Annotated in this window: 17 protein-coding genes; 7 read left to right on the forward strand and 10 right to left on the reverse strand. The window is 60.4% G+C overall.

Annotated features, from left to right (window positions below):
- From NQL71_RS19290 to NQL71_RS19310, 5 genes are all read right to left on the reverse strand, one after another.
- Entirely contained in the window at positions 1–990 is a 990-nt protein-coding gene (locus NQL71_RS19290; protein ID WP_077185674.1) for an ABC transporter ATP-binding protein, read from the reverse strand.
- Positions 987–1,787, reverse strand: a complete 801-nt coding sequence (locus NQL71_RS19295) for an ABC transporter permease (RefSeq protein WP_077185675.1) — start codon at positions 1,785–1,787, stop codon at positions 987–989. The genes NQL71_RS19290 and NQL71_RS19295 overlap by 4 nt, the downstream gene beginning before the upstream one ends.
- The gene (locus NQL71_RS19300) at positions 1,774–2,610 is read right to left on the reverse strand and encodes an ABC transporter permease (protein ID WP_162488905.1); all 837 of its coding nucleotides are present in this window, start codon (positions 2,608–2,610) and stop codon (positions 1,774–1,776) included. The genes NQL71_RS19295 and NQL71_RS19300 overlap by 14 nt, the downstream gene beginning before the upstream one ends.
- Before the next feature lie 5 nt (positions 2,611–2,615).
- Complete coding sequence (locus NQL71_RS19305) at positions 2,616–3,422, reverse strand: alkaline phosphatase family protein (protein WP_046816085.1); 807 nt, start codon at positions 3,420–3,422, stop codon at positions 2,616–2,618.
- Between the two features lie 178 nt (positions 3,423–3,600).
- Entirely contained in the window at positions 3,601–4,665 is a 1,065-nt protein-coding gene (locus NQL71_RS19310) for an ABC transporter substrate-binding protein (RefSeq protein WP_046816086.1), read from the reverse strand.
- 350 nt (positions 4,666–5,015) lie between these two features.
- On the opposite strand from NQL71_RS19310, the gene phnR reads away from it, so the two are divergent.
- Positions 5,016–5,729 carry a phosphonate utilization transcriptional regulator PhnR gene (phnR, locus tag NQL71_RS19315; RefSeq protein WP_046816087.1) on the forward strand — a complete coding sequence of 238 codons (714 nt, stop codon included), beginning with the start codon at positions 5,016–5,018 and terminating at the stop codon, positions 5,727–5,729.
- A 26-nt stretch (positions 5,730–5,755) separates the two neighbouring features.
- Here phnR and NQL71_RS19320 read toward each other — a convergent pair whose 3' ends face one another.
- The gene (locus NQL71_RS19320; protein WP_046816088.1) at positions 5,756–6,523 is read right to left on the reverse strand and encodes a DODA-type extradiol aromatic ring-opening family dioxygenase; all 768 of its coding nucleotides are present in this window, start codon (positions 6,521–6,523) and stop codon (positions 5,756–5,758) included.
- 103 nt (positions 6,524–6,626) lie between these two features.
- On the opposite strand from NQL71_RS19320, the gene NQL71_RS19325 reads away from it, so the two are divergent.
- Complete coding sequence (locus tag NQL71_RS19325; RefSeq protein WP_046816089.1) at positions 6,627–7,283, forward strand: thiopurine S-methyltransferase; 657 nt, start codon at positions 6,627–6,629, stop codon at positions 7,281–7,283.
- Positions 7,284–7,469: 186 nt separating this feature from the next.
- Here the strand turns inward: NQL71_RS19325 and htpX are convergent, their stop codons facing one another.
- Both htpX and NQL71_RS19335 read right to left on the reverse strand, forming a co-directional pair.
- Entirely contained in the window at positions 7,470–8,360 is an 891-nt protein-coding gene (gene htpX, locus NQL71_RS19330; RefSeq protein ID WP_046816090.1) for a protease HtpX, read from the reverse strand.
- Between the two features lie 315 nt (positions 8,361–8,675).
- The gene (locus NQL71_RS19335) at positions 8,676–9,887 is read right to left on the reverse strand and encodes a pyridoxal phosphate-dependent aminotransferase (RefSeq protein ID WP_008030363.1); all 1,212 of its coding nucleotides are present in this window, start codon (positions 9,885–9,887) and stop codon (positions 8,676–8,678) included.
- A 226-nt stretch (positions 9,888–10,113) separates the two neighbouring features.
- Here NQL71_RS19335 and msrB point away from each other — a divergent pair, with 226 nt between their 5' ends.
- The 3 genes from msrB to NQL71_RS19350 all read left to right on the forward strand — a co-directional run bounded on the left by msrB (position 10,114) and on the right by NQL71_RS19350 (position 11,631).
- Positions 10,114–10,509 carry a peptide-methionine (R)-S-oxide reductase MsrB gene (gene msrB / locus NQL71_RS19340; protein ID WP_077185754.1) on the forward strand — a complete coding sequence of 132 codons (396 nt, stop codon included), beginning with the start codon at positions 10,114–10,116 and terminating at the stop codon, positions 10,507–10,509.
- Between the two features lie 178 nt (positions 10,510–10,687).
- Positions 10,688–11,173 carry a glutathione peroxidase gene (locus NQL71_RS19345; protein WP_046816091.1) on the forward strand — a complete coding sequence of 162 codons (486 nt, stop codon included), beginning with the start codon at positions 10,688–10,690 and terminating at the stop codon, positions 11,171–11,173.
- On the forward strand, positions 11,170–11,631 hold the full coding sequence (locus NQL71_RS19350) for a MarR family winged helix-turn-helix transcriptional regulator (protein ID WP_046816092.1): 462 nt from the start codon (positions 11,170–11,172) through the stop codon (positions 11,629–11,631). Before NQL71_RS19345 ends, NQL71_RS19350 begins: the two co-directional genes overlap by 4 nt.
- On the opposite strand, the gene NQL71_RS19355 is transcribed toward NQL71_RS19350, so the two are convergent.
- On the reverse strand, positions 11,615–13,978 hold the full coding sequence (locus NQL71_RS19355) for a hybrid sensor histidine kinase/response regulator (protein WP_248686162.1): 2,364 nt from the start codon (positions 13,976–13,978) through the stop codon (positions 11,615–11,617). The genes NQL71_RS19350 and NQL71_RS19355 overlap by 17 nt on opposite strands.
- A gap of 117 nt (positions 13,979–14,095) precedes the next feature.
- Here NQL71_RS19355 and NQL71_RS19360 point away from each other — a divergent pair, with 117 nt between their 5' ends.
- Positions 14,096–14,986: an ATP-binding protein gene (locus tag NQL71_RS19360; protein ID WP_046816094.1), complete on the forward strand. Its 891-nt coding sequence runs from the start codon at positions 14,096–14,098 to the stop codon at positions 14,984–14,986.
- Positions 14,983–15,465, forward strand: a complete 483-nt coding sequence (gene msrC / locus NQL71_RS19365; protein WP_077185679.1) for a free L-methionine (R)-S-oxide reductase MsrC — start codon at positions 14,983–14,985, stop codon at positions 15,463–15,465. The genes NQL71_RS19360 and msrC overlap by 4 nt, the downstream gene beginning before the upstream one ends.
- On the opposite strand, the gene NQL71_RS19370 is transcribed toward msrC, so the two are convergent.
- Positions 15,466–18,411: an HD domain-containing phosphohydrolase gene (locus tag NQL71_RS19370; protein ID WP_274643115.1), complete on the reverse strand. Its 2,946-nt coding sequence runs from the start codon at positions 18,409–18,411 to the stop codon at positions 15,466–15,468.
- Between the last annotated feature and the right edge of the window lie 11 nt (positions 18,412–18,422).

Raw genomic sequence — 18,422 nt, forward strand, 5'->3', positions numbered from 1 at the left:
TCAGGCTACCTCACACAGGGCTGTCGGATCGATGGAAAGTGCCAGGCGCTGACCATCGGGATGCAAGTCGGTCGCCGAGCGGTTCAGTACGTCCACCACCAGCTCCACACCCCGGGCTTCGATCCGGTAGCGAATCACGTTGCCCAGCAGGCTGTGGCTGCGCACCTGGGCGTCGAGATCGCCGTCGAGGCTCAGCTCGATGGCTTCCGGGCGAATGGCGATGCGGTGCTTGATCGGCCGTTGCAACAGCTTCGATGCGCTTTCGGCATCCAGCAGGTTGTAGTTGCCGATGAAGCCGGCGGCAAAGACGTCCACCGGTGCCGTGTAGAGGGTTTCCGCGTCACCGCTTTGTACGATTTTTCCCTGGTTCATCAGGAAAATGCGATCGGACATGGTCAGTGCTTCTTCCTGATCGTGGGTGACGAAGATCGTGGTCAGGCCCAGCTCGCGCTGGATCTGACGGATCTGTTCGCGCAGATGCTTGCGAATCCGCGCATCCAGGGCCGACAGCGGTTCATCCAGCAACAGCAGGCGCGGTCGGGTGACCAATGAACGAGCCAGGGCCACTCGCTGGCACTGGCCGCCTGACAGCTGGTGCGGGTAGCGGCTGGCGAAGTCGTTGAGTTCCACCAGTTGCAACACCTCGGCGACACGCTTCTGGCTGTCGTTGGCGTTGACTTTCTGCATGCGCAGGCCGAACGCGACGTTTTGTTCCACGGTCATGTTGGGGAACAGCGCGTAACTCTGGAACACCATGCCGATCCCGCGTTTTTGCGGACTCAGAGGCACGATATCGACCCCGTCCAGCAGGATCTTGCCGCCATCTACCGGCGTCAGCCCGGCGATGCAACGTAGCAGGGTGGATTTACCGCAACCGGACGGGCCGAGCAGGGTAACGAACTCACCTTTCTGGATTTCGCAGTTGATGTCGCTGAACACCGTGGTGCCTGCGTAATTCTTTTGCAAATGTTGGACGCTGACATAGCTCATTCGCTTTTGTCCCTGTTCAAGATGTTGGCGATCCAGGTCAAGACCAGCACAAAGAGGAAGTAGGAAATCACCAGGGCACTGGTGAAATGACCGCTGCTGTTGCGCATGTTGTTGAGGTAGACCTGCAGGGTTTCGTAGCGGGTGCCGACGAGGATGTTGGCGAACACGAACTCACCGAACAGGAACGAGAACGACAGCAGCAAGGCCACCATCAAGCCCTTGCGCAGGTTCGGCAGCACCACCAGGAACGCTGCCTGAAAAGTGCTCGCGCCGAGCAACTGGGCGGCGTCCATGAGGTCGCGCAAGTTGATCGCTTGCAAGTTGTTGGTGATGGCGCGGTACATGAACGGCAGCGCCACGGTGAAGTAGCAACCGATCAGGATCCACGGCGTGCCGACCATGGCGAACGGCCCGGAACCATACAGCTGCAGCAGCCCCACCGACGACACCACCGGGGGCACGGCAAAGGGCAGCAGGATGAGGATGTTCATCAGCGCATCGAGTTTCGGGAAGTGGTAGTGGACCACGAACAACAGCGGCAGGATCAGTACCACCGCCAGAACCAGTGCGCCGACGCAGACCAGCAGCGACTGGCCGAAAGCGCTCAGGAAACGCGGATCGCTCCACAGCTGCGCGTACCATTTGATACTGAAACCACTGGGCAGGATGGTCGCCGACCAACTGCTGGAAATCGAATAGACAAAGGTGCCGAGCAGCGGCAGCAACATGATGGCAAACAGCAGGTAAACCACCACCCGATGATAGATGCCGGCAGGCCCCAATTCAGCGCGAGACATGGTAGCTCCTCTTCAACAGCATTTGATGGACGATGGTCACCAGGGTCATCAATGCCACCAGCACCACAGCCAGGGCACTGGCCAGGTTCGGGTCCAGGGAAATGTCACCCGAAACCATCGCGGCGATCCGGATCGTCATCACGTTGAAGTTGCCGGTGGTCAGGGCGTACACCGTGGCATAGGCACCGAGGGCGTTGGCCAGCAGGATCACGAAGGTGCCGAGCAGTGCCGGCGTCAGTACCGGCAGACCGATGTGCCGCCAGTATTGCCAGCCGTTGGCGCCGAGCAGCTCGGCGGATTCGCGCCAGTCTTCGCGCAGGGCGTCGAAGGCCGGGTAGAGCAGCAGCACCCCCAAGGGGATCTGGAAGTAGGTGTAGAGGATGATCAGGCCGGTTTTCGAGTACAGGTTGAAGTCCTGAATGATCCCGGCCTGTTTTAGCATGATGGTGAAGCTGCCGTTGAAACCCAGCAGAATGATGAACGCGAACGCCAAAGGCACGCCGGAGAAGTTGCTGGTCATGTTGGCGAAGGCGTTGACGAAACTGCGCAGCCTGGAGTCGACCCGGCGCAGGGAGTAGGCCCCGAGCACGGCGATGATGATGCCGAACACGCTGGACCAGAAACTGATCTCGAGGCTGTACCGGATCGCCTGCAGGTAGAACTTCGAGCTGAAGATTTTACTGAAGTTGGCAATGCCCCAACCGAACTCTTCCGATTCCAGGCTGTTGATGATCACCCAGGTCAGCGGGGCAATTTCGAACACGATAAAGAACAGGGCGAAGGGCACCAGGCACAGGGCTGCCAGCCATTTGCCGCGAGTCATTGACGTCACTTGAGCAGCTCCCGGCACACGGGTTTGTCGTGGGGTACACCCAACAGTTCGCAGACGGTACCGCAGAGGTCGGTCTGTTTCGGCGCCGCGTCGGCATCGAAACTGAAGGCATCGCCCAGTACGAACAACGGGACTTCGCGCTCTTCGGGCAGCAGGCCGTTGTGGGAGCGGTCGTTGTTCATGCCGTGGTCGGCGGTCACCAGCACCTGATACCCGGCGTCGAGCCAGTCCTGCAGGTAGTCGGCGAGGTAGATGTCGGCAAAGCGCGCGCTGTTGCGGTATTGCGGGGTGTCGAGACCGTGCTTGTGCCCGGCGTCGTCGATGTTCATCGGGTGGATCAACAGGAAATTCGGCGCGTGACTCAAGCGCAGGTTTTCCGCGTCGGCGAACAGGTGCGAGTCGGGGTAGTGATCGCTCCAGTAGAAGTGCCCGTACTGGATCGGCAGGGCGGGATTGTCGGTGTGACGGTCCCGGGACGCCACGAAGGGCGAGCGGTTGTACAGCTCACTGACCCAGTGATACGCCGCCGCTGCGGTTTTCAGCCCGGCGTCGCTGGCGTAGTGATAGATGCTGCGCTGGTTGGACAGGCGCGAGACGTTGTTGTGAACGATGCCGCTGTCGATCGGCTTGACGCCGGTGAGGATGCATTCGTAAAGCGGTCGGGACAGGGCCGGCAACTCGCACTCCAGCTTGTAGAGCGCTGCGCGTCCCGCGCCGACATAAGCCTGCAGGTGCCCCATGGCATGGCGCGCGACTTCGTAATTGAGGCCGTCGAGCACGACCAGGATGACGTTGTGTTTCATGGGGGCAAACACTCCGGGAAACGGGAATTAGAAATTTACTCGGTCCACTGTGGGAGCGGGCTTGCTCGCGAAGGCGGACAGACATTCGACATTGATGTCGACTGACACACCGCCTTCGCGAGCAAGCCCGCTCCCACATTTGGATCTTCATCAGATCCAGAAGCGGGGACCTAACGCATCATTTCATTTCTACGATGACTTCTTCGTTCCACTTCTGCGGCAGGGCCTTGGAGGTTTTTTCCCAGGCATCCGCGTCCTTGATCGGCGTGACGTTCTTGTACTGCTCGTTCGGCAGCAGCTTGGCTTTCACGTCATCCGGCAGGGTGATGTGTTCGGCGCGGATCGGACGCGCATTGCCCTTGGCCAGGTTGATCTGGCCTGCGTCGCTGAAGATGTACTCGCGGGTCAGCTTGGCGGCGTTGGGATTCTTCGCGTACTTGTTGATGATGGTGGTGTAGCCGGAAATCACCGAGCCATCGGACGGGATCAGCACCACGTAGTCATCCGGGTTGGCCATCTTGGCCTTGTAGCTCAGGCCGTTGAAGTCCCAGACCACGCCCACTTCAATTTCGCCTTTTTCCATGGCGCCAATGACCGGGTTGGACATCGACAGGCGACCCTGCTTGGCGAGGTCGGCGAACAGCAACAGCGCAGGCTCGAGGTTTTTCTCGTCGCCGCCGTTGGCCAGTGCCGCGGCCAGAACGCCGTTGGCCGCTTGGGCCGCGGTGCTTACGTCACCGATGGACACCTTGTATTTGCCGTCCTTGAGATCAGCCCATTTGGTCGGTACGTCGGAACCGTGCAGCAGTTTCTTGTTGACGATGAAGGCGATGGTGCCGGTGTAGGCCAGAGCCCAGTTGCCGTCCTTGTCCTTGGCCCACTCCGGAACCTGGTCCCAGGTAGATGGTTTGTAAGGCTGCACCACGCCTTGCTTGACCGCGATCGGGCCGAAGGCAGCGCCCACGTCGCCGATGTCGGCGCTGGCGTTGTCTTTTTCTGCGGCGAACTTGGCGATTTCCTGGGCCGAACTCATGTCGGTGTCGATGTGTTTAAGGCCGTAGTTCTTGGCCAGGTCTTCCCAGGTGCCTTTCCAGTTGGCCCAGTCATCGGGCATGCCGACACTGTTGACAGCGCCTTCCGCTTTCGCAGCGGCTTCAAGGGTTTTCAAATCATCAGCCGCCATGGCGGCGGTGCACATGGCAATGGTCGAGCCTAACAGTGATGCCAGGAAAAGCTGTTTCATTCCGAAGCTCCTATGGGCGTTTTAACGCTGCGATTGCGATTGTGTTGGTCTAGGTCAGCAATACCTGAGCCAATCTAAGGCGACTCGATGACACTTTGATGTCGTTCGTCGCCCCGACGGACGTTTATTTGCCCGTTATGGGCGAGTGCCAGGTAAGCGTAGACCATGGGCGAAGCCCCATAACACAAGGGACTTGGCCGATGTCTTGCAAGCTGTTGGCGTGACCGTCGGGCGGGTTTGTCATCTCTCGGTCATCTGCATTGCCTACGCTTGCAGGATCTTGAAACAGCCGTTTTTTCCAACAGTTCTGCCCCGAAAGTGTGCTGGTCTAGTCCAGATAGGTAACGTTGATGCGCGATGAGGCAACAAAAGCGGTGACAGCCATTGGCCAGGTACTTCAGGAGCAACTCGATCACGGGCTGCTGGCTCCTGGGAGCAAGTTGCCAGCCGAACGCAAGCTCAGTGAGTTGTTTGGTACCACCCGGATTACCGTGCGCGAGGCATTGCTCCAGCTCGAAGCCCAGGGCCAGATCTATCGCGAAGAGCGTCGTGGCTGGTTCGTGTCGCCGCCGCGCCTGGCCTATAACCTCATGCAGCGCAGTCACTTCCACGCCATGGTCAGCGCCCAGGGACGGGTGCCGTCCACCGAAGTCATTTCGGCGCGATTGCAGCCGGCATCGGCGGCGATCTGTGCGTGGTTACAGTTGCCGGCGTTGTCGAGCGTGATTCAGGTCTGTCGTTCGCGGCGTATCGATGGGCGTCTGGTGCTCTACGTGGAGCACTATCTGAATCCGCAGTATTTTCCGGGCATTCTGGATTTCGACCTGAATCAGTCGATCACTGAGCTGTATGCGCGGCACTACGACCTGCACTACGGGCGAGTGCGCTTCGAGATCGTGCCGACGGCTCTGTCGGCGGACGCGGCGGCCGCCTTGCGGGTGTCGGTGGGCAGCCCCGGGCTGCGCATCGCCCGGGTCAATTACGATCAGCACGGGAGGCTGATCGATTGTGACCTGGAGTTCTGGCGCCATGATGCGATTCATGTCGGGGTCGATGTGGCCTGACCCTGGCCACAACGGGCTCTGGAGCGTTATCCGAAACGGTAGATGTCCATGCCCAGCGCGCCCAGGGTGAATCCCTGGTGGGCAATGCTGAACGGGCCCCCGGCACTTCGGGCGAAGTACAACGGCAACAAGTGTTCGTCGCTGGGATGGTTGCGTACGGCGTTCGGAGCTTGCCGGCGATAGTCGTGCAGGGCGGCTTCATCGTTTGCCGCGAGCTTGTCGATCATCCAGTCGCGAAATTCCCGGGCCCAGGGCTCCACGCTCTCCGGGCCAGCATGCCAGTCCAGCTCTCGCAGGTTGTGGGTGATACTTCCGGAGCCGATCAACAGCACGCCCTGTTCGCGCAAGCCGGCCAGCGCCTGGCCAACGCGGGCCTGCAGGGCCGGGCCGCCGCGGGTCGGCAGTGAAACCTGGACAATCGGGATATCGGCCTGCGGGTACATCAACGACAGCGGCACCCAGACGCCATGGTCGAACGGTCGTGTGCTGTCGATACGCGCGGGCAGGGCACTGGCGCGTAACAGATCGACCACCTTTGTAGCCAGCTCAGGGTTGCCGGGGGCCGGGTATTGCACCTCGAACAGAGCCTTTGGAAAACCACCGAAGTCATGCCAGGTGTCCGGCTGCGGGTTACCGCCGACCAGCAGTTCATCGCTTTCCCAGTGCGCCGAGACAATCACGATGGCATCCGGCCTGGGTATCTCTGCCGCCAGGCGAGCCAGGGCCGGTCCGCTGGCGCCAGGTTCCAGGGCCAGCATCGGCGAACCATGGGATATGTACAGGCTGGGGAACATGGATGAGCTCCTGAGAGTTAAGATAGCGCCATCTTCTGTCAGATCATTGATCTAAATCTAATATAAGTTTTAGGGTGTTTTGATCGAATTTTCGGGGTTATTTATGCAGCCGGAGTTTTGGCACAAGAAGTGGGCGTCGAATCAGATCGGCTTCCACTTGCCGCAAGTGAATCCTTATCTGCAACGATTTTGGCCGCAATTGGATGTGGAGGACGGCGCTCGCGTACTGGTTCCGTTGTGTGGGAAGAGTCTGGATTTGTTGTGGCTAGCACGCGAAGGCCATGAGGTTTTGGGAATCGAGTTGTCGGAAAAGGCCATTGAGGATTTCTTCAACGAGCACCAATTGGACCCTGACGTCAGTGAACAGGGCCCGTTCAAAGTCTATCGGGCAGCCTCTATCGAGCTTTGGTGCGGAGATTTTTTCGCCCTCACCGCCGGTGATGTTGCCGATTGCGCCGCTCTTTACGACCGCGCTGCGCTGATTGCGCTACCGCCACCCATGCGTGAGCAATACGCTGCGCATCTGACGCGGATTCTGCCGAAGGATGCGCTTGGTTTGTTGATTACGCTGGACTACGACCAGGCGCAGATGCCCGGTCCGCCGTTTGCCGTGCTCGATGAAGAAGTGCAGCGGTTGTTCGGTGCGTCGTGGACGCTGAAGATCCTGGAAGACCAGGATGTGCTGAGCGAGAGCGGGAAGTTTCTGGAAGCAGGTGTTACGCGGCTTGAGGAGCGGGTGTATCGGGTTTTCAGCCGATAGGCCGTAGCGCCAGTGCCGGCCTCTTCGCGAGCAAGCCCGCTCCCACAGTTGACCGAGTGTTCAAAATGAATGAGGTCTAATGTAGGAGCGGGCTTGCTCGCGAAGGGGCCCTGATAGCACCGCATAAATCAGCAGACAAAAAAAGGCCCGCATCACTGCGGGCCTTCTTGTTTACTGCGTTCGCTCTCAACCGCGACGACGCGCCAGTGCGTCGATGCGCTCTTCCAGCGGCGGGTGGCTCATGAACATGCGGGCAAAGCCCTGTTTGATGCCACCGTTGATGCCGAAGGCATTCAGGGTGTCAGGCATGTGCACCGGCAGGCCCTGTTCCGCACGCAGGCGTTGCAGCGCGCCAATCATTGCAGCGGTGCCGGCCAGGTTTGCACCGGCTTCGTCGGCGCGGAATTCGCGTTTGCGCGAGAACCACATGACGATGGCGCTGGCCAGGATACCCAGGACCAATTCGGCGAAGATGGTCGCAATGTAGTAGGCAATGCCCTGGCCTTCTTCGTTCTTGAAGATCACCTTGTCGACAAAGTTGCCGATGATCCGTGCAAAGAACATCACGAAGGTGTTCACCACGCCCTGGATCAAGGCCAGGGTGACCATGTCGCCATTGGCGACGTGGCCGATTTCGTGGGCCAGGACGGCTTTCACTTCATCTGGCGAGAAACGTTCCAGCAGGCCCTGGCTGACGGCGACCAGTGCGTCGTTCTTGTTCCAGCCGGTGGCGAAGGCGTTTGCCTCATAGGCCGGGAAAATCCCGACTTCGGGCATCTTGATCCCGGCTTCACGGGACAGTTGCTCGACCGTTTGCAGCAGCCATTGCTCGTGACGCGTGCGCGGCTGGCTGATGATTTGGGTGCTGGTGCTCATCTTCGCCATCCACTTGGAGATGAACAGCGAGAACAGGGAGCCAGCAAAACCGAAGACCGCACAGAAAATCAGCAGCTGATTGAGGTTGAGATCAACCCCATTGGCCGCCATGAACCCGTTGAAGCCGAAAAGGCTCAGGGTGATGCTGGCAATCAGCACGACCGCCAGGTTAGTGGCCAAGAACAGCAGGATGCGCATCATGGTTGTAGAAATCTCCTCATGCTAAAGATGTAGCGTACTGCGGGGTATATAAGGTGCTGCACCGGGGTATTCAACCGAGTGACTATTTCAAACTGTGTCCTACAGCAAAAGCTTAGCTGTTTGCAGGGCATTTCCGAGGTGCGACGGCGAAGTGTTCAACACGCCACCGGTGGCTGAGTGCCCGCGATTACTCGACGGGACCAGGCAACGCATCATTGTGCAGGCATCTGGACAGCACTCTTGGGTAGGGTACAAACATGTGTTGCAGAATGAATCACCGTGCAACGTTTCTGACATTGCACGGTGAACGGCCGCCTACTGGCGATAGGATTTGAGGAAATTGCCGATGCGTCCGATGGCCATGTCCAGGTCATCGACCCGCGGCAGGGTCACGACGCGGAAGTGGTCAGGCCATGGCCAGTTGAAGGCTGTGCCTTGCACCACCAGCAGCTTCTCGGAGAGCAGCAGGTCGAGGACGAATTTTTCGTCGTTGTGGATAGGGCAGACCTTCGGGTCGATTCGCGGGAAGGCATACAGCGCGCCCATAGGCTTGACGCAGCTCACCCCGGGAATGTCATTGAGCAGTTCCCAGGTGCGGTTGCGCTGTTCCAGCAGGCGACCTTGCGGCAGCACCAGGTCGTTAATGCTCTGATAGCCCCCCAGTGCGGTCTGGATCGCGTGCTGGCTCGGCACGTTGGCGCACAGGCGCATGTTGGCCAGCATGTCGATGCCTTCGATGTAGCTCTGGGCGTGGTGTTTCGGTCCGGAAATGGCGATCCAGCCGGAACGGAATCCAGCCACGCGATAGGACTTGGACAGGCCGTTGAAGGTCAGGCACAGCAAGTCTGGCGCCAGGGAGGCGGTGCAGATATGCACGGCATCGTCGTACAGGATCTTGTCGTAGATCTCGTCGGAAAACACCACCAGATTGTGCTGGCGGGCCAGTTCGAGCATGCCCAGCAGCACTTCCTTCGAATACACCGCCCCGGTCGGGTTGTTCGGGTTGATGATGACCAGCGCCTTGGTGTTCGGGGTGATCTTGGCCTTGATGTCGGCCAGGTCCGGCCACCAGTTGGCCTGCTCGTCGCACAGGTAATGCACCGGGTTACCGCCCGACAGACTGACTGCGGCGGTCCACAATGGATAGTCGGGAGCCGGCACCAGCACTTCATCGCCATTGTTGAGCAGGGCCTGCATCGACATCACGATCAGCTCGGAAACGCCGTTGCCCAGGTAGATGTCCTCGATGCCGACACCTTCCACCTGCTTTTGCTGGTAGTACTGCATGACGGCCTTGCGCGCGCTGAAGAGCCCTTTGGAGTCGCTGTAGCCCTGGGCAGTCGGCAGGTTGCGGATCACGTCCTGGAGGATTTCGTCCGGCGCTTCGAAACCAAAGGGCGCCGGGTTGCCGATGTTCAGCTTGAGGATGCGATGGCCTTCCTCTTCCAGGCGTTTGGCGTGCTTGAGCACTGGGCCGCGAATGTCATAGCAGACGTTGGCGAGCTTGTTCGATTTGCTGACCTGCATGGCGATGTGTTCCCGAAAATGAACGATCCAGGCGGCGTGTGAACAACCGTGCTGGGAAACCTGCGTTATCACACAGGCCTGGCGCCTTGAGAGGCAGCACCCATAAATCCGTTTGAATGCGCGTGGTCTGGCTGCCAGACTGGCGTTTGACGAGGCGCAATCATACGTGCCGCCCGATCCGTGGAAAAGGTACAGATCGGGCTTTTTCAGCTGCTGAGGTGTGATGATGGAAAAGTTGCAGAAAACCCTGGAAGAATGGAAGGCCATGCTCGATCCCGAGCAGTACAACGTTTGCCGCCTCAAGGGTACCGAGCGCCCGTTTTCCGGCAAGTACAACGGCACCAAGACCGATGGTGTCTATCATTGCATCTGCTGCAACGAGCCGTTGTTCGACTCCAGGACCAAGTTTGATTCCGGCTGCGGCTGGCCAAGTTTCTACACGCCGATCGGCGACAGCGCCTTGGTCGAAATCCGTGATGTCAGTCACGGCATGATCCGCACCGAAGTGGTCTGCGCCAAATGTGACGCGCATTTGGGCCACGTGTTCCCCGATGGCCCGCCGCCTACCGGGTTGCGCTATTGCATCAACTCCGTGTGTCTGGACCTGGTACCACGCGAATAAGATCAGCCCGATCTCTGCAGGAGCCGGCGTGCTGGCGATAGCGGTGGATATGACAAACCGCGGTGCGCCAATCTCCAGCAAGCCGGCTCCTACAGGTTCGGTGCTCGATTAATTAAATTGCACACAATTCAATTGCTCGCTATGTTTGTCCCATCACCCCCTCCTCGAGCACCCAATCATGAGCGACAACCTCCTCAGCATCCCTTGCACCACCATCAAGGGCGAGCAGAAGACCCTGGCGGATTACGCCGGCAAGGCCGTGCTGGTGGTCAACACCGCCAGCAAATGCGGCTTCACTCCGCAATACAAAGGCCTCGAAGAGCTGTGGCAGACCTATAAGGACCAGGGCCTGGTGGTGCTGGGTTTTCCCTGCAATCAGTTCGGCAAGCAGGAGCCGGGCAACGAAGGGGCGATCAGCGAATTCTGCGAGCTGAACTACGGAGTCAGTTTTCCGCTGTTCAAAAAAATCGAAGTCAATGGCGACGGCGCCCATCCATTGTTTGTTCAGCTGAAAAAGCGTGCACCGGGTGTGCTCGGTTCCCAGGGTATCAAGTGGAACTTCACCAAGTTCCTGATCGGCAAGGATGGCCAGTTGGTCAAGCGCTTTGCTCCGGCGACCAAGCCGCAGGACCTGAGTCGCGAGATTGAAGCCCTGCTTAAATGAACACCTTGTCCGTCGAATCGCTGAACCTCGACAGCCAGCTCTGCTTCAAGCTGTACGCCGCGTCCCGCGCGGTGATTCGGGCCTATAAGCCGATGCTCGATCAACTGGGCCTGACTTATCCGCAGTACCTGGCGATGCTGGTGTTGTGGGAATGGCAGGAAACAGCCCCGGAGCAACCCACGGTCAAGGCACTGGGCGAACGCCTGGCGCTGGATTCCGGCACGCTGACGCCGTTGCTCAAGCGTCTTGAGCAATTGCAACTGGTTCAGCGCCAGCGCTCGGCGCGCGATGAGCGGGAGGTGCACCTGAGCCTGTCATCCAATGGCATGGCGCTGCGTGAACAGGTCGGCCCGCTCAAGGCTCGCCTGTTGTGCGACAGCGGCGTGGATCTGGATCGTCTGAATGAGCTGCGTGACGGCCTCGATCACTTGTTGGTGCAGATCAAGGCGCTGTCGTAGCCGGTATCCACACGTCCAGCAGGGCGGCCAGCTCTTCCCGACGGAAAGGCTTGGCCAGGTAGTCGCTCATGCCCGCCGCACGGCAGCGTTCGCGCTCTTCAGACATGGCGTTGGCGGTCAGGGCGACGATGGGCAGCTGCGGCCAGCGTCCACTGCGACGGATTTGCCGACTGGCTTCATAGCCGTCCATGACTGGCATGTTGCAGTCCATCAGCACCAGATCGAAATCGTGGCTCTCCAATTGATCCAGCGCCTCGGCACCGTGCGCGGCGACGACCACGTCGCAGCCGAGTTTACCCAACATGCCCTTGGCCACCAGTTGGTTGACCGGGTTGTCCTCGACCAGCAGCACCCGCGCCCGTCGTTGCGGGACGAGCGCATCGACCCGGGTATCGTTGGGCGTGTCGGATTGCGCCTGCAGGATTCGCCGCAAGGCCTGGTGCAGCGCATTGCGTGCCAGGGGGCGTGCCTGCTGCTGCAGGGGCGCTAGGGCAGTGGCTTGTTCGCTGGGCATGAAGTTGCCGTAGGCGGTCACCAGCAGGATCGGCGCGCTCAAGGTGGGGCGCAGGTTGAACAGGCATTCGGGGCAATCGGTGATCAGTACATCGGGGTCCAGGCCGAGCAACGAGTCATCCATCGAGCGCTGCTGATATTCAATCCCCCAACCGGGCAACACGCTGCCCAACAGCTCCGCCAAACCGCTGCCGGCGGCGGTAATTGCAACGACCTTGCCCTGCAGGGGCGCCGGGGCCAGTGTCCGGGTATGACTGGGCAGCGGCAGTTGCGCGCAGAACTGGCTGCCGAAACCCGCTTCAGAACTGATAGTGAGGCGACCTTGCATGGCTTCGCACAGGTTGTAGGTCAGGGCCAGGCCCAACCCGGTACCGCCAAATTGTCGGGTGATCCCCGCTCCTGCCTGGGTGAAGGGCTGGAAGATCTTGACCTGAGCCTCCCGAGGGATGCCGATGCCCGTGTCGCAGACTTCGATTTTGACGCCGTCCTGGTAGGTAGACAGACGAACATCGACCCGACCGAAACGGGTGAACTTGAGCGCATTGGACAACAGGTTGCTGACGATCTGGCGGACCCGTGTCGGATCGCCGAGCACCAACGCGGGAAAGTCCGGATCGATCAGGCAGGTCAGCTCGACACTCGGCGCGGCGTTCTGCGACAGCAGGTTGGCGGTGTCTTCTACCAGCGAGCCGAGGTCGAAGGGAATGTGTTCGAGTTCCAGCTGGCCGGCATCGAATTTAGACAGGTCAAGAATATCGTTGAGCAATTCCACCAGGACTTTGCCCGAGTCATGGGCGATGGCCAGCTGTTGCTGTTGCTCGGCGCTCAGAGGGCCGTCCAGCGATAGCGCGATCATGCCCAGCAGGCCATTGAGGGGCGTGCGAATTTCGTGGCTCATGTTGGCCAGGAACACCGAGCGCGCTTCGGCCATGTCCAGGGCGGTGCTGCGAGCGACTTCCAGCTCTTGATTGGATTGGCTAAGCCGGGCATTGATGGCCTTGAGTTCCATCGTGCGCGCCGAAACGATGTTTTCCAGCTGGGCAAGATAGTCGGTCAGGCGATTTTCGGCGTTGCGGCGCTGCTGGATTTCGGTGGCGATGTTTTCGAATTGCTGGTTGGCGACCTTCACCAGCACACCGATTTCATCGTTGGCGTGGCCCGCCGGACACTCCAGCGATGTCGGTTCCGCGCTGCGCGGATCGCGGCCACTGAGTTCGCGGATGACCCGCACCAACGGCTTGGTCAGCATCACGTAGAACAGCGCCAGCAGGATGCCGCTCAGCAGCAGGCTGCGGGCGAACCCATTGATCAGGGTGACCTCGGCCCGCCGCAGGAAGCGGTAGCCGAAGGAGTAGGTGTCGACGTCCAGTTGCAGCGTGCCCAGGGATTCGCTGGGCAAATGATCCAGGTACAGGCGGTCTTCGAACTGCCGATTGGCGCCGAACAGCAGGTCACTCAATACCCGATAGCCGCTTTGCAGGCCGGGACGCTTGACGTTGGCCAGGATATTGCCGTTGTTGTCGGTCAGTTTCGCACCGATGATCGCGGGCGAGCGCAGCAGGCCCAGGGTCAGTTCCTGGGCGAGTTCGGCGTCGATGTTGTAGGCGATGCGTGAGGCGGGGTTGTGGCTGATTTCGAGCAAAGACAGTATTTCCCGATTGATGGAGGCGTCTTCACTGGCATAATCGATGCCTATTTGCAGCACGCTGAGCAGCATACCCAGGACGAAACCGACCAGCACGGTTAGCCGCGCTTGTTTGTAGGACAGGCGGTTGGTGAACTTGATATCCATGGGGTGTTGAATCACTTCCGTATTCCTTCGCTGCTCAAGCATAGTCGATCATGCAGGGTGTTCCCGTGAGCCCTGCTGCAGGGCGGTTGACCGTTCATCGAACGCTTTATGTCGTGTCTGTATCGCCATCATTACTGTGAACGTGCCCGAGGAGAAGACGTGGATTCCCGATTGAATGCTTTTCTTGAACGTGCCGATGCCGTTCTGGCCCGTATCGAGCCGCTGCTGCCCACCCCTCGGCAAGCCATCGACTGGAACCATTGCCTGGCTGCGCGCTGGCAGCGCGAGGGACGCAGTGGTTTCCTGCTGCCGCTGCAGGTCAGCCTGGACATGCGCCTGAGCGACCTGATCGGCGTAGACCGCCAAGTGGAACAACTGGGGCGTAATACCCGCCAGTTCCTCGATGGCATGCCGGCCAACCATGCGCTGCTCTGGGGTTCGCGCGGCACCGGCAAATCGTCGCTGGTGCGCGCCTTGCTGGCCGAGCACGCCGAGGCCGGGCTGCGCCTGATCGAAATCGAGCGTGATCACCTGGCGGACTTGCCGCGGGTGGTCGAGCAGATCGCCAAGCTACCGCAGCGTTTCGTGCTGTTCTGCGATGACCTGTCGTTCGAGTCGGGCGAGGGCGATTATCGCGTGCTCAAAAGCGTTCTCGACGGTTCGCTCGAACAGGCACCGGACAACGTGTTGCTGTACGCCACCTCCAACCGTCGCCACCTGGTGCCGGAAAAGGAAAGCGATAACGAAAACTGGAAGCGCGTCGACGGCGAATTGCACCCCAGCGAGGCGGTGGAAGACAAGATCGCCCTGTCGGACCGTTTCGGCCTGTGGCTGTCGTTCTATCCGTTCACCCAGGAGCATTTCCTCGACGTGGTCGAACACTGGATCGGCCAGTTGGCCGACAAGGCCGGCCTGGCGTGGCAACGCAGCGAAGAGCTGGACATCCTCGCGGTGCGCTGGGCCACGGGGCGGGGCAATCGCAACGGACGTTGCGCGTATCAATTTGCCCGCTATTGGGTGGGGCTAAAACTGTTGGAGCACAAGGCATGATCGATTTACAAAACAGCGGCCAGGGCCTCGAGGGCTACGGCATGCTGCACGCGCAGCTGGAATCCCTGCTGGCGGACGAGCGCGACTTCATTGCCAACGCCGCGCAGTTCTCGGCGTTCCTGTTCAATCAGCTCGAGGGCTTGAACTGGGCCGGATTCTACATCAATCGTAACGAAGAGCTGGTGCTGGGGCCGTTTCAGGGGCAGATCGCCTGCGTGCGCATTCCGTTCGGTCGGGGCGTGTGCGGCACGGCGGCGGCGACCTTGCAGACCCAGCGGGTCGAAGACGTGCACGCGTTTGCCGGGCATATCGCCTGCGACAGCGCGTCGAACAGCGAACTGGTGGTGCCTCTGGTCAAGGACGGTCGGTTGATCGGCGTGCTCGACCTCGACAGCCCGCACCTGGCGCGTTTCACCGAGCAGGATCAGGCCGGTATCGAGCAACTGGCGGCTATTTTCCTGCGCCTGACCGACTGCTGATCAACCCTTCAAGCCTGCCTTGATCAGCAGGCTTGAGGTATCCACCGCATCGACCTGCCGTGGGTCGAGGAAACGCCGGGCGTACTGCAGATAGATCTGCGCGTTGATGAACAGCCCGAACAACTCCGGGTCGATGTGGGCGTCCCGGCACATGTTGGCCATGATGCCCAGCGCTTCGCTCAGGGTCTTGGCTTTCTTGTAGGGGCGGTCGGCGGCGGTCAACGCCTCGAAGATATCGGCTATCGCCATCATCCGCGCCGGCAGGCTCATCTGCTCGCGCTTCAAGCGCTTCGGATAACCGCTGCCGTCCATTTTTTCGTGGTGGCCGCCGGCAATCTCCGCGACGTTGCGCAGGTGCTCGGGGAAGGGCAGGTGGTTGAGCATCAGGATCGTCTGCACCATGTGGTGGTTGATGATGTAGCGCTCCTCCCGGGTCAGGGTGCCCCGGGTGATGCTCAGGTTGTAGAGCTCGCCGCGGTTGTACTTGTAGCGCGGCACATCGAGCTTGAAACCCCAGGGATTGTCTTCGGCAATCAATTCGGCTTCGGGGCGTTCCAGCAGATGCTCGGGCCGGTCCGCCAGCAATGTCTCGCGCACTGGCAGGGTCGGTGCCGGCGTGCGCGCCTGGCGCTGGTTTTCTTCCCAGGAAACACCCAGCCGGTCATCCAGGGTGCGTGTCCAGGTTCGCTGGGCGATGCTGCCCAGGCGCTGCAGGTCGGCTTCGGCCATGGCCTCGCCGCCAAGGTTGCAGCGAGCGATGAAGGCAAAATCGTCATCGAGGGCCGTCAGGGTGGCCTCTCGCTGTGGCGCCAGCGATTGCTCGTCGCCTCCTTGGGCAATGGCCTGCCAATAGTCGATCCAGGCGTCGCGCTTGAGCACTTCGAAGCGGGTGCGTATTTCGTGGATGCGGTCGTTCAGGGTTTCCAGTTTAGTGGCTTTGTCGACCACGTATTCCGGGGTCGTCACCTTGCCACAGTCATGCAGCCAGGCGGCGATGTGCAGCGCCTCCCACTCATCGTCCGTGGGCTGATAGCTGCGAAAGGCCGGGTCCTGGCTGGCGGCCGCGGCCTGGGCGAGCATCAGCGTCAGGGCCGGGACTCGCTGGCAATGGCCACCGGTGTAGGGGCTCTTGGCATCGATCGCGCCGGCCAGCAGTTTGATGAAGGCGTCCAGCAGCTGTTTTTGCCGGTCTTGCAGGCGCTGGCTTTCGATACTCACGGCGGCCGCACCGGACACCGCCTGGAGGAACGCGATGCGGTCGGGACGCAGTTTGTCCAGGTCGCTCTGGTTGCCGCTGTCGGCCAGCAGAAACACCAGCAGGCCGACGGTTTCGTTGTGGCGATTGTGCAAACGGATGCCGATCAGGTGAACCCGGGGACAAGCCATGGCCAGCAGGACTTTCTGCAGATCCCCCGCCTGCTCGAAGCCCAGGTGAGTGACGACGTTATCGGCCCTCGACAGCTGCTGCAGCCAAGCGGGGCTGCGGGCGTCCTGAAACCCGTGGGCGCCAAGGTCGAATGAAGACAGGGTTTGTGCCGTGTCGTTGATCACCAGGCCCTGGGGTTCCATCAGATCGCCGTCCCCTTCACGCAGGTAGATCAGGCCGGCCTGGGCCTGGCCAATCCTCACCGTTTCAAACAGCACCCGCTCCAGCAAGGGGGCAAATCGGGTCTCGGCGCTCAGGCTGTCAGTGATCTGGAAGAAGCTTGCCAGTGTGTCTTTCATGCGTGTCATTGACACGCTCAGTTGGTCGACCTCGAGCACCGGTGAGCGGCGCGCGGCCGGAAAGTTGAAATTGAAACTGCGAATGGCGTCCGCCTCCTGCACCAGGGCGCGCAGGGGCTTGACCAGGATCCTGGAAGTCAGCCATCCAATTGGCACGCACAACAGCAGGGTTGCCAGGGTAATCAGCGCACTTTGCCAGCGCATGCGGTAGGCGTCGACGAGTAATTCATCTTCCGGTACCAGCATTGCCAGTTGCAGCCCCTGGGGGCCGCCTTCCTGCATGCTGCTGCGGGCAACGATCCAGTTTCTGCCCATGGCGGTCAGGCGATTGCCAGGCCGGGGGGTGTCGAGCAGTGCGCCCAGGGCGGGACTCAGGTCGGCGGCCTTGGCCAGGCGGGCGGTTTGATCGTCAACGATCAGGCGACGACTGTCGGGATAAGCGATGGCGTTGCCCTGGGCATTGAACAGCACAATCTCGGTAGCGGGCGTCACCACGTGTTTGGCCAAGGTGGCCGAGAGCTCGGCCAGGGTCAGGTCGGCGGCGATCACGGCATGTTCGCCGCTGCGTCGCGCCAGGGTGGTGCCGACATTGTGGGTCGAGAAAAAAACGTAGGGCTCAGTGGTGATCTGGTTCACGTCCTGGCTGGCGCTGGTAAACCAGCCACGGCTACGCGGATCATAGGTTTCGTCGAGGTTGTCCTGACGGCTGACCAGCGTCAGGTCCTGATTGAAAAACAACGATTGCGAATGCACCTGGCCACTGCTGTTTCGCTCGATGCTCCATACCTGGTAGGCCGCGGTGTCCGGGGCCTTGAGCAGCGCCTTCAGATCCGGCGTGCGCAGCGGGCGCACCATGAAAAAGTCACCGGTGTCGTACCCCAGGTACAGCGACGCCAGGTCGGGATTGTCCTTGAGCGACTGGCTGAAGGGCTGGAGCAGCGCCAGGCGCTGTTGCAGGTCGGGGGCCTGGGCTGCGGGGTTGTGCATCAACAGGCTTAGCAGGTGTCGAATCGGCTCATAGGTGGCGTGCAGGTCCAGGCGCACATCCTGCTCAATTCGACTGAACAGTTTCTCACTGCTCGAAAGAATGATCTGGGTAGTTTGCCGGTAATGGAACAGGCTCAGCACGACCCCAGTCAGCAACAGCAGGAACGTGAACATCACGCTGATATGAACGTGCAGGGGAAACTGCCGTTGATCCGGGCGCAGTGGGCTGGGCATGCAGGTCACTC

The organism is Pseudomonas serbica (genome assembly GCF_028823535.1).
Taxonomy (GTDB): domain Bacteria; phylum Pseudomonadota; class Gammaproteobacteria; order Pseudomonadales; family Pseudomonadaceae; genus Aquipseudomonas; species Aquipseudomonas serbica.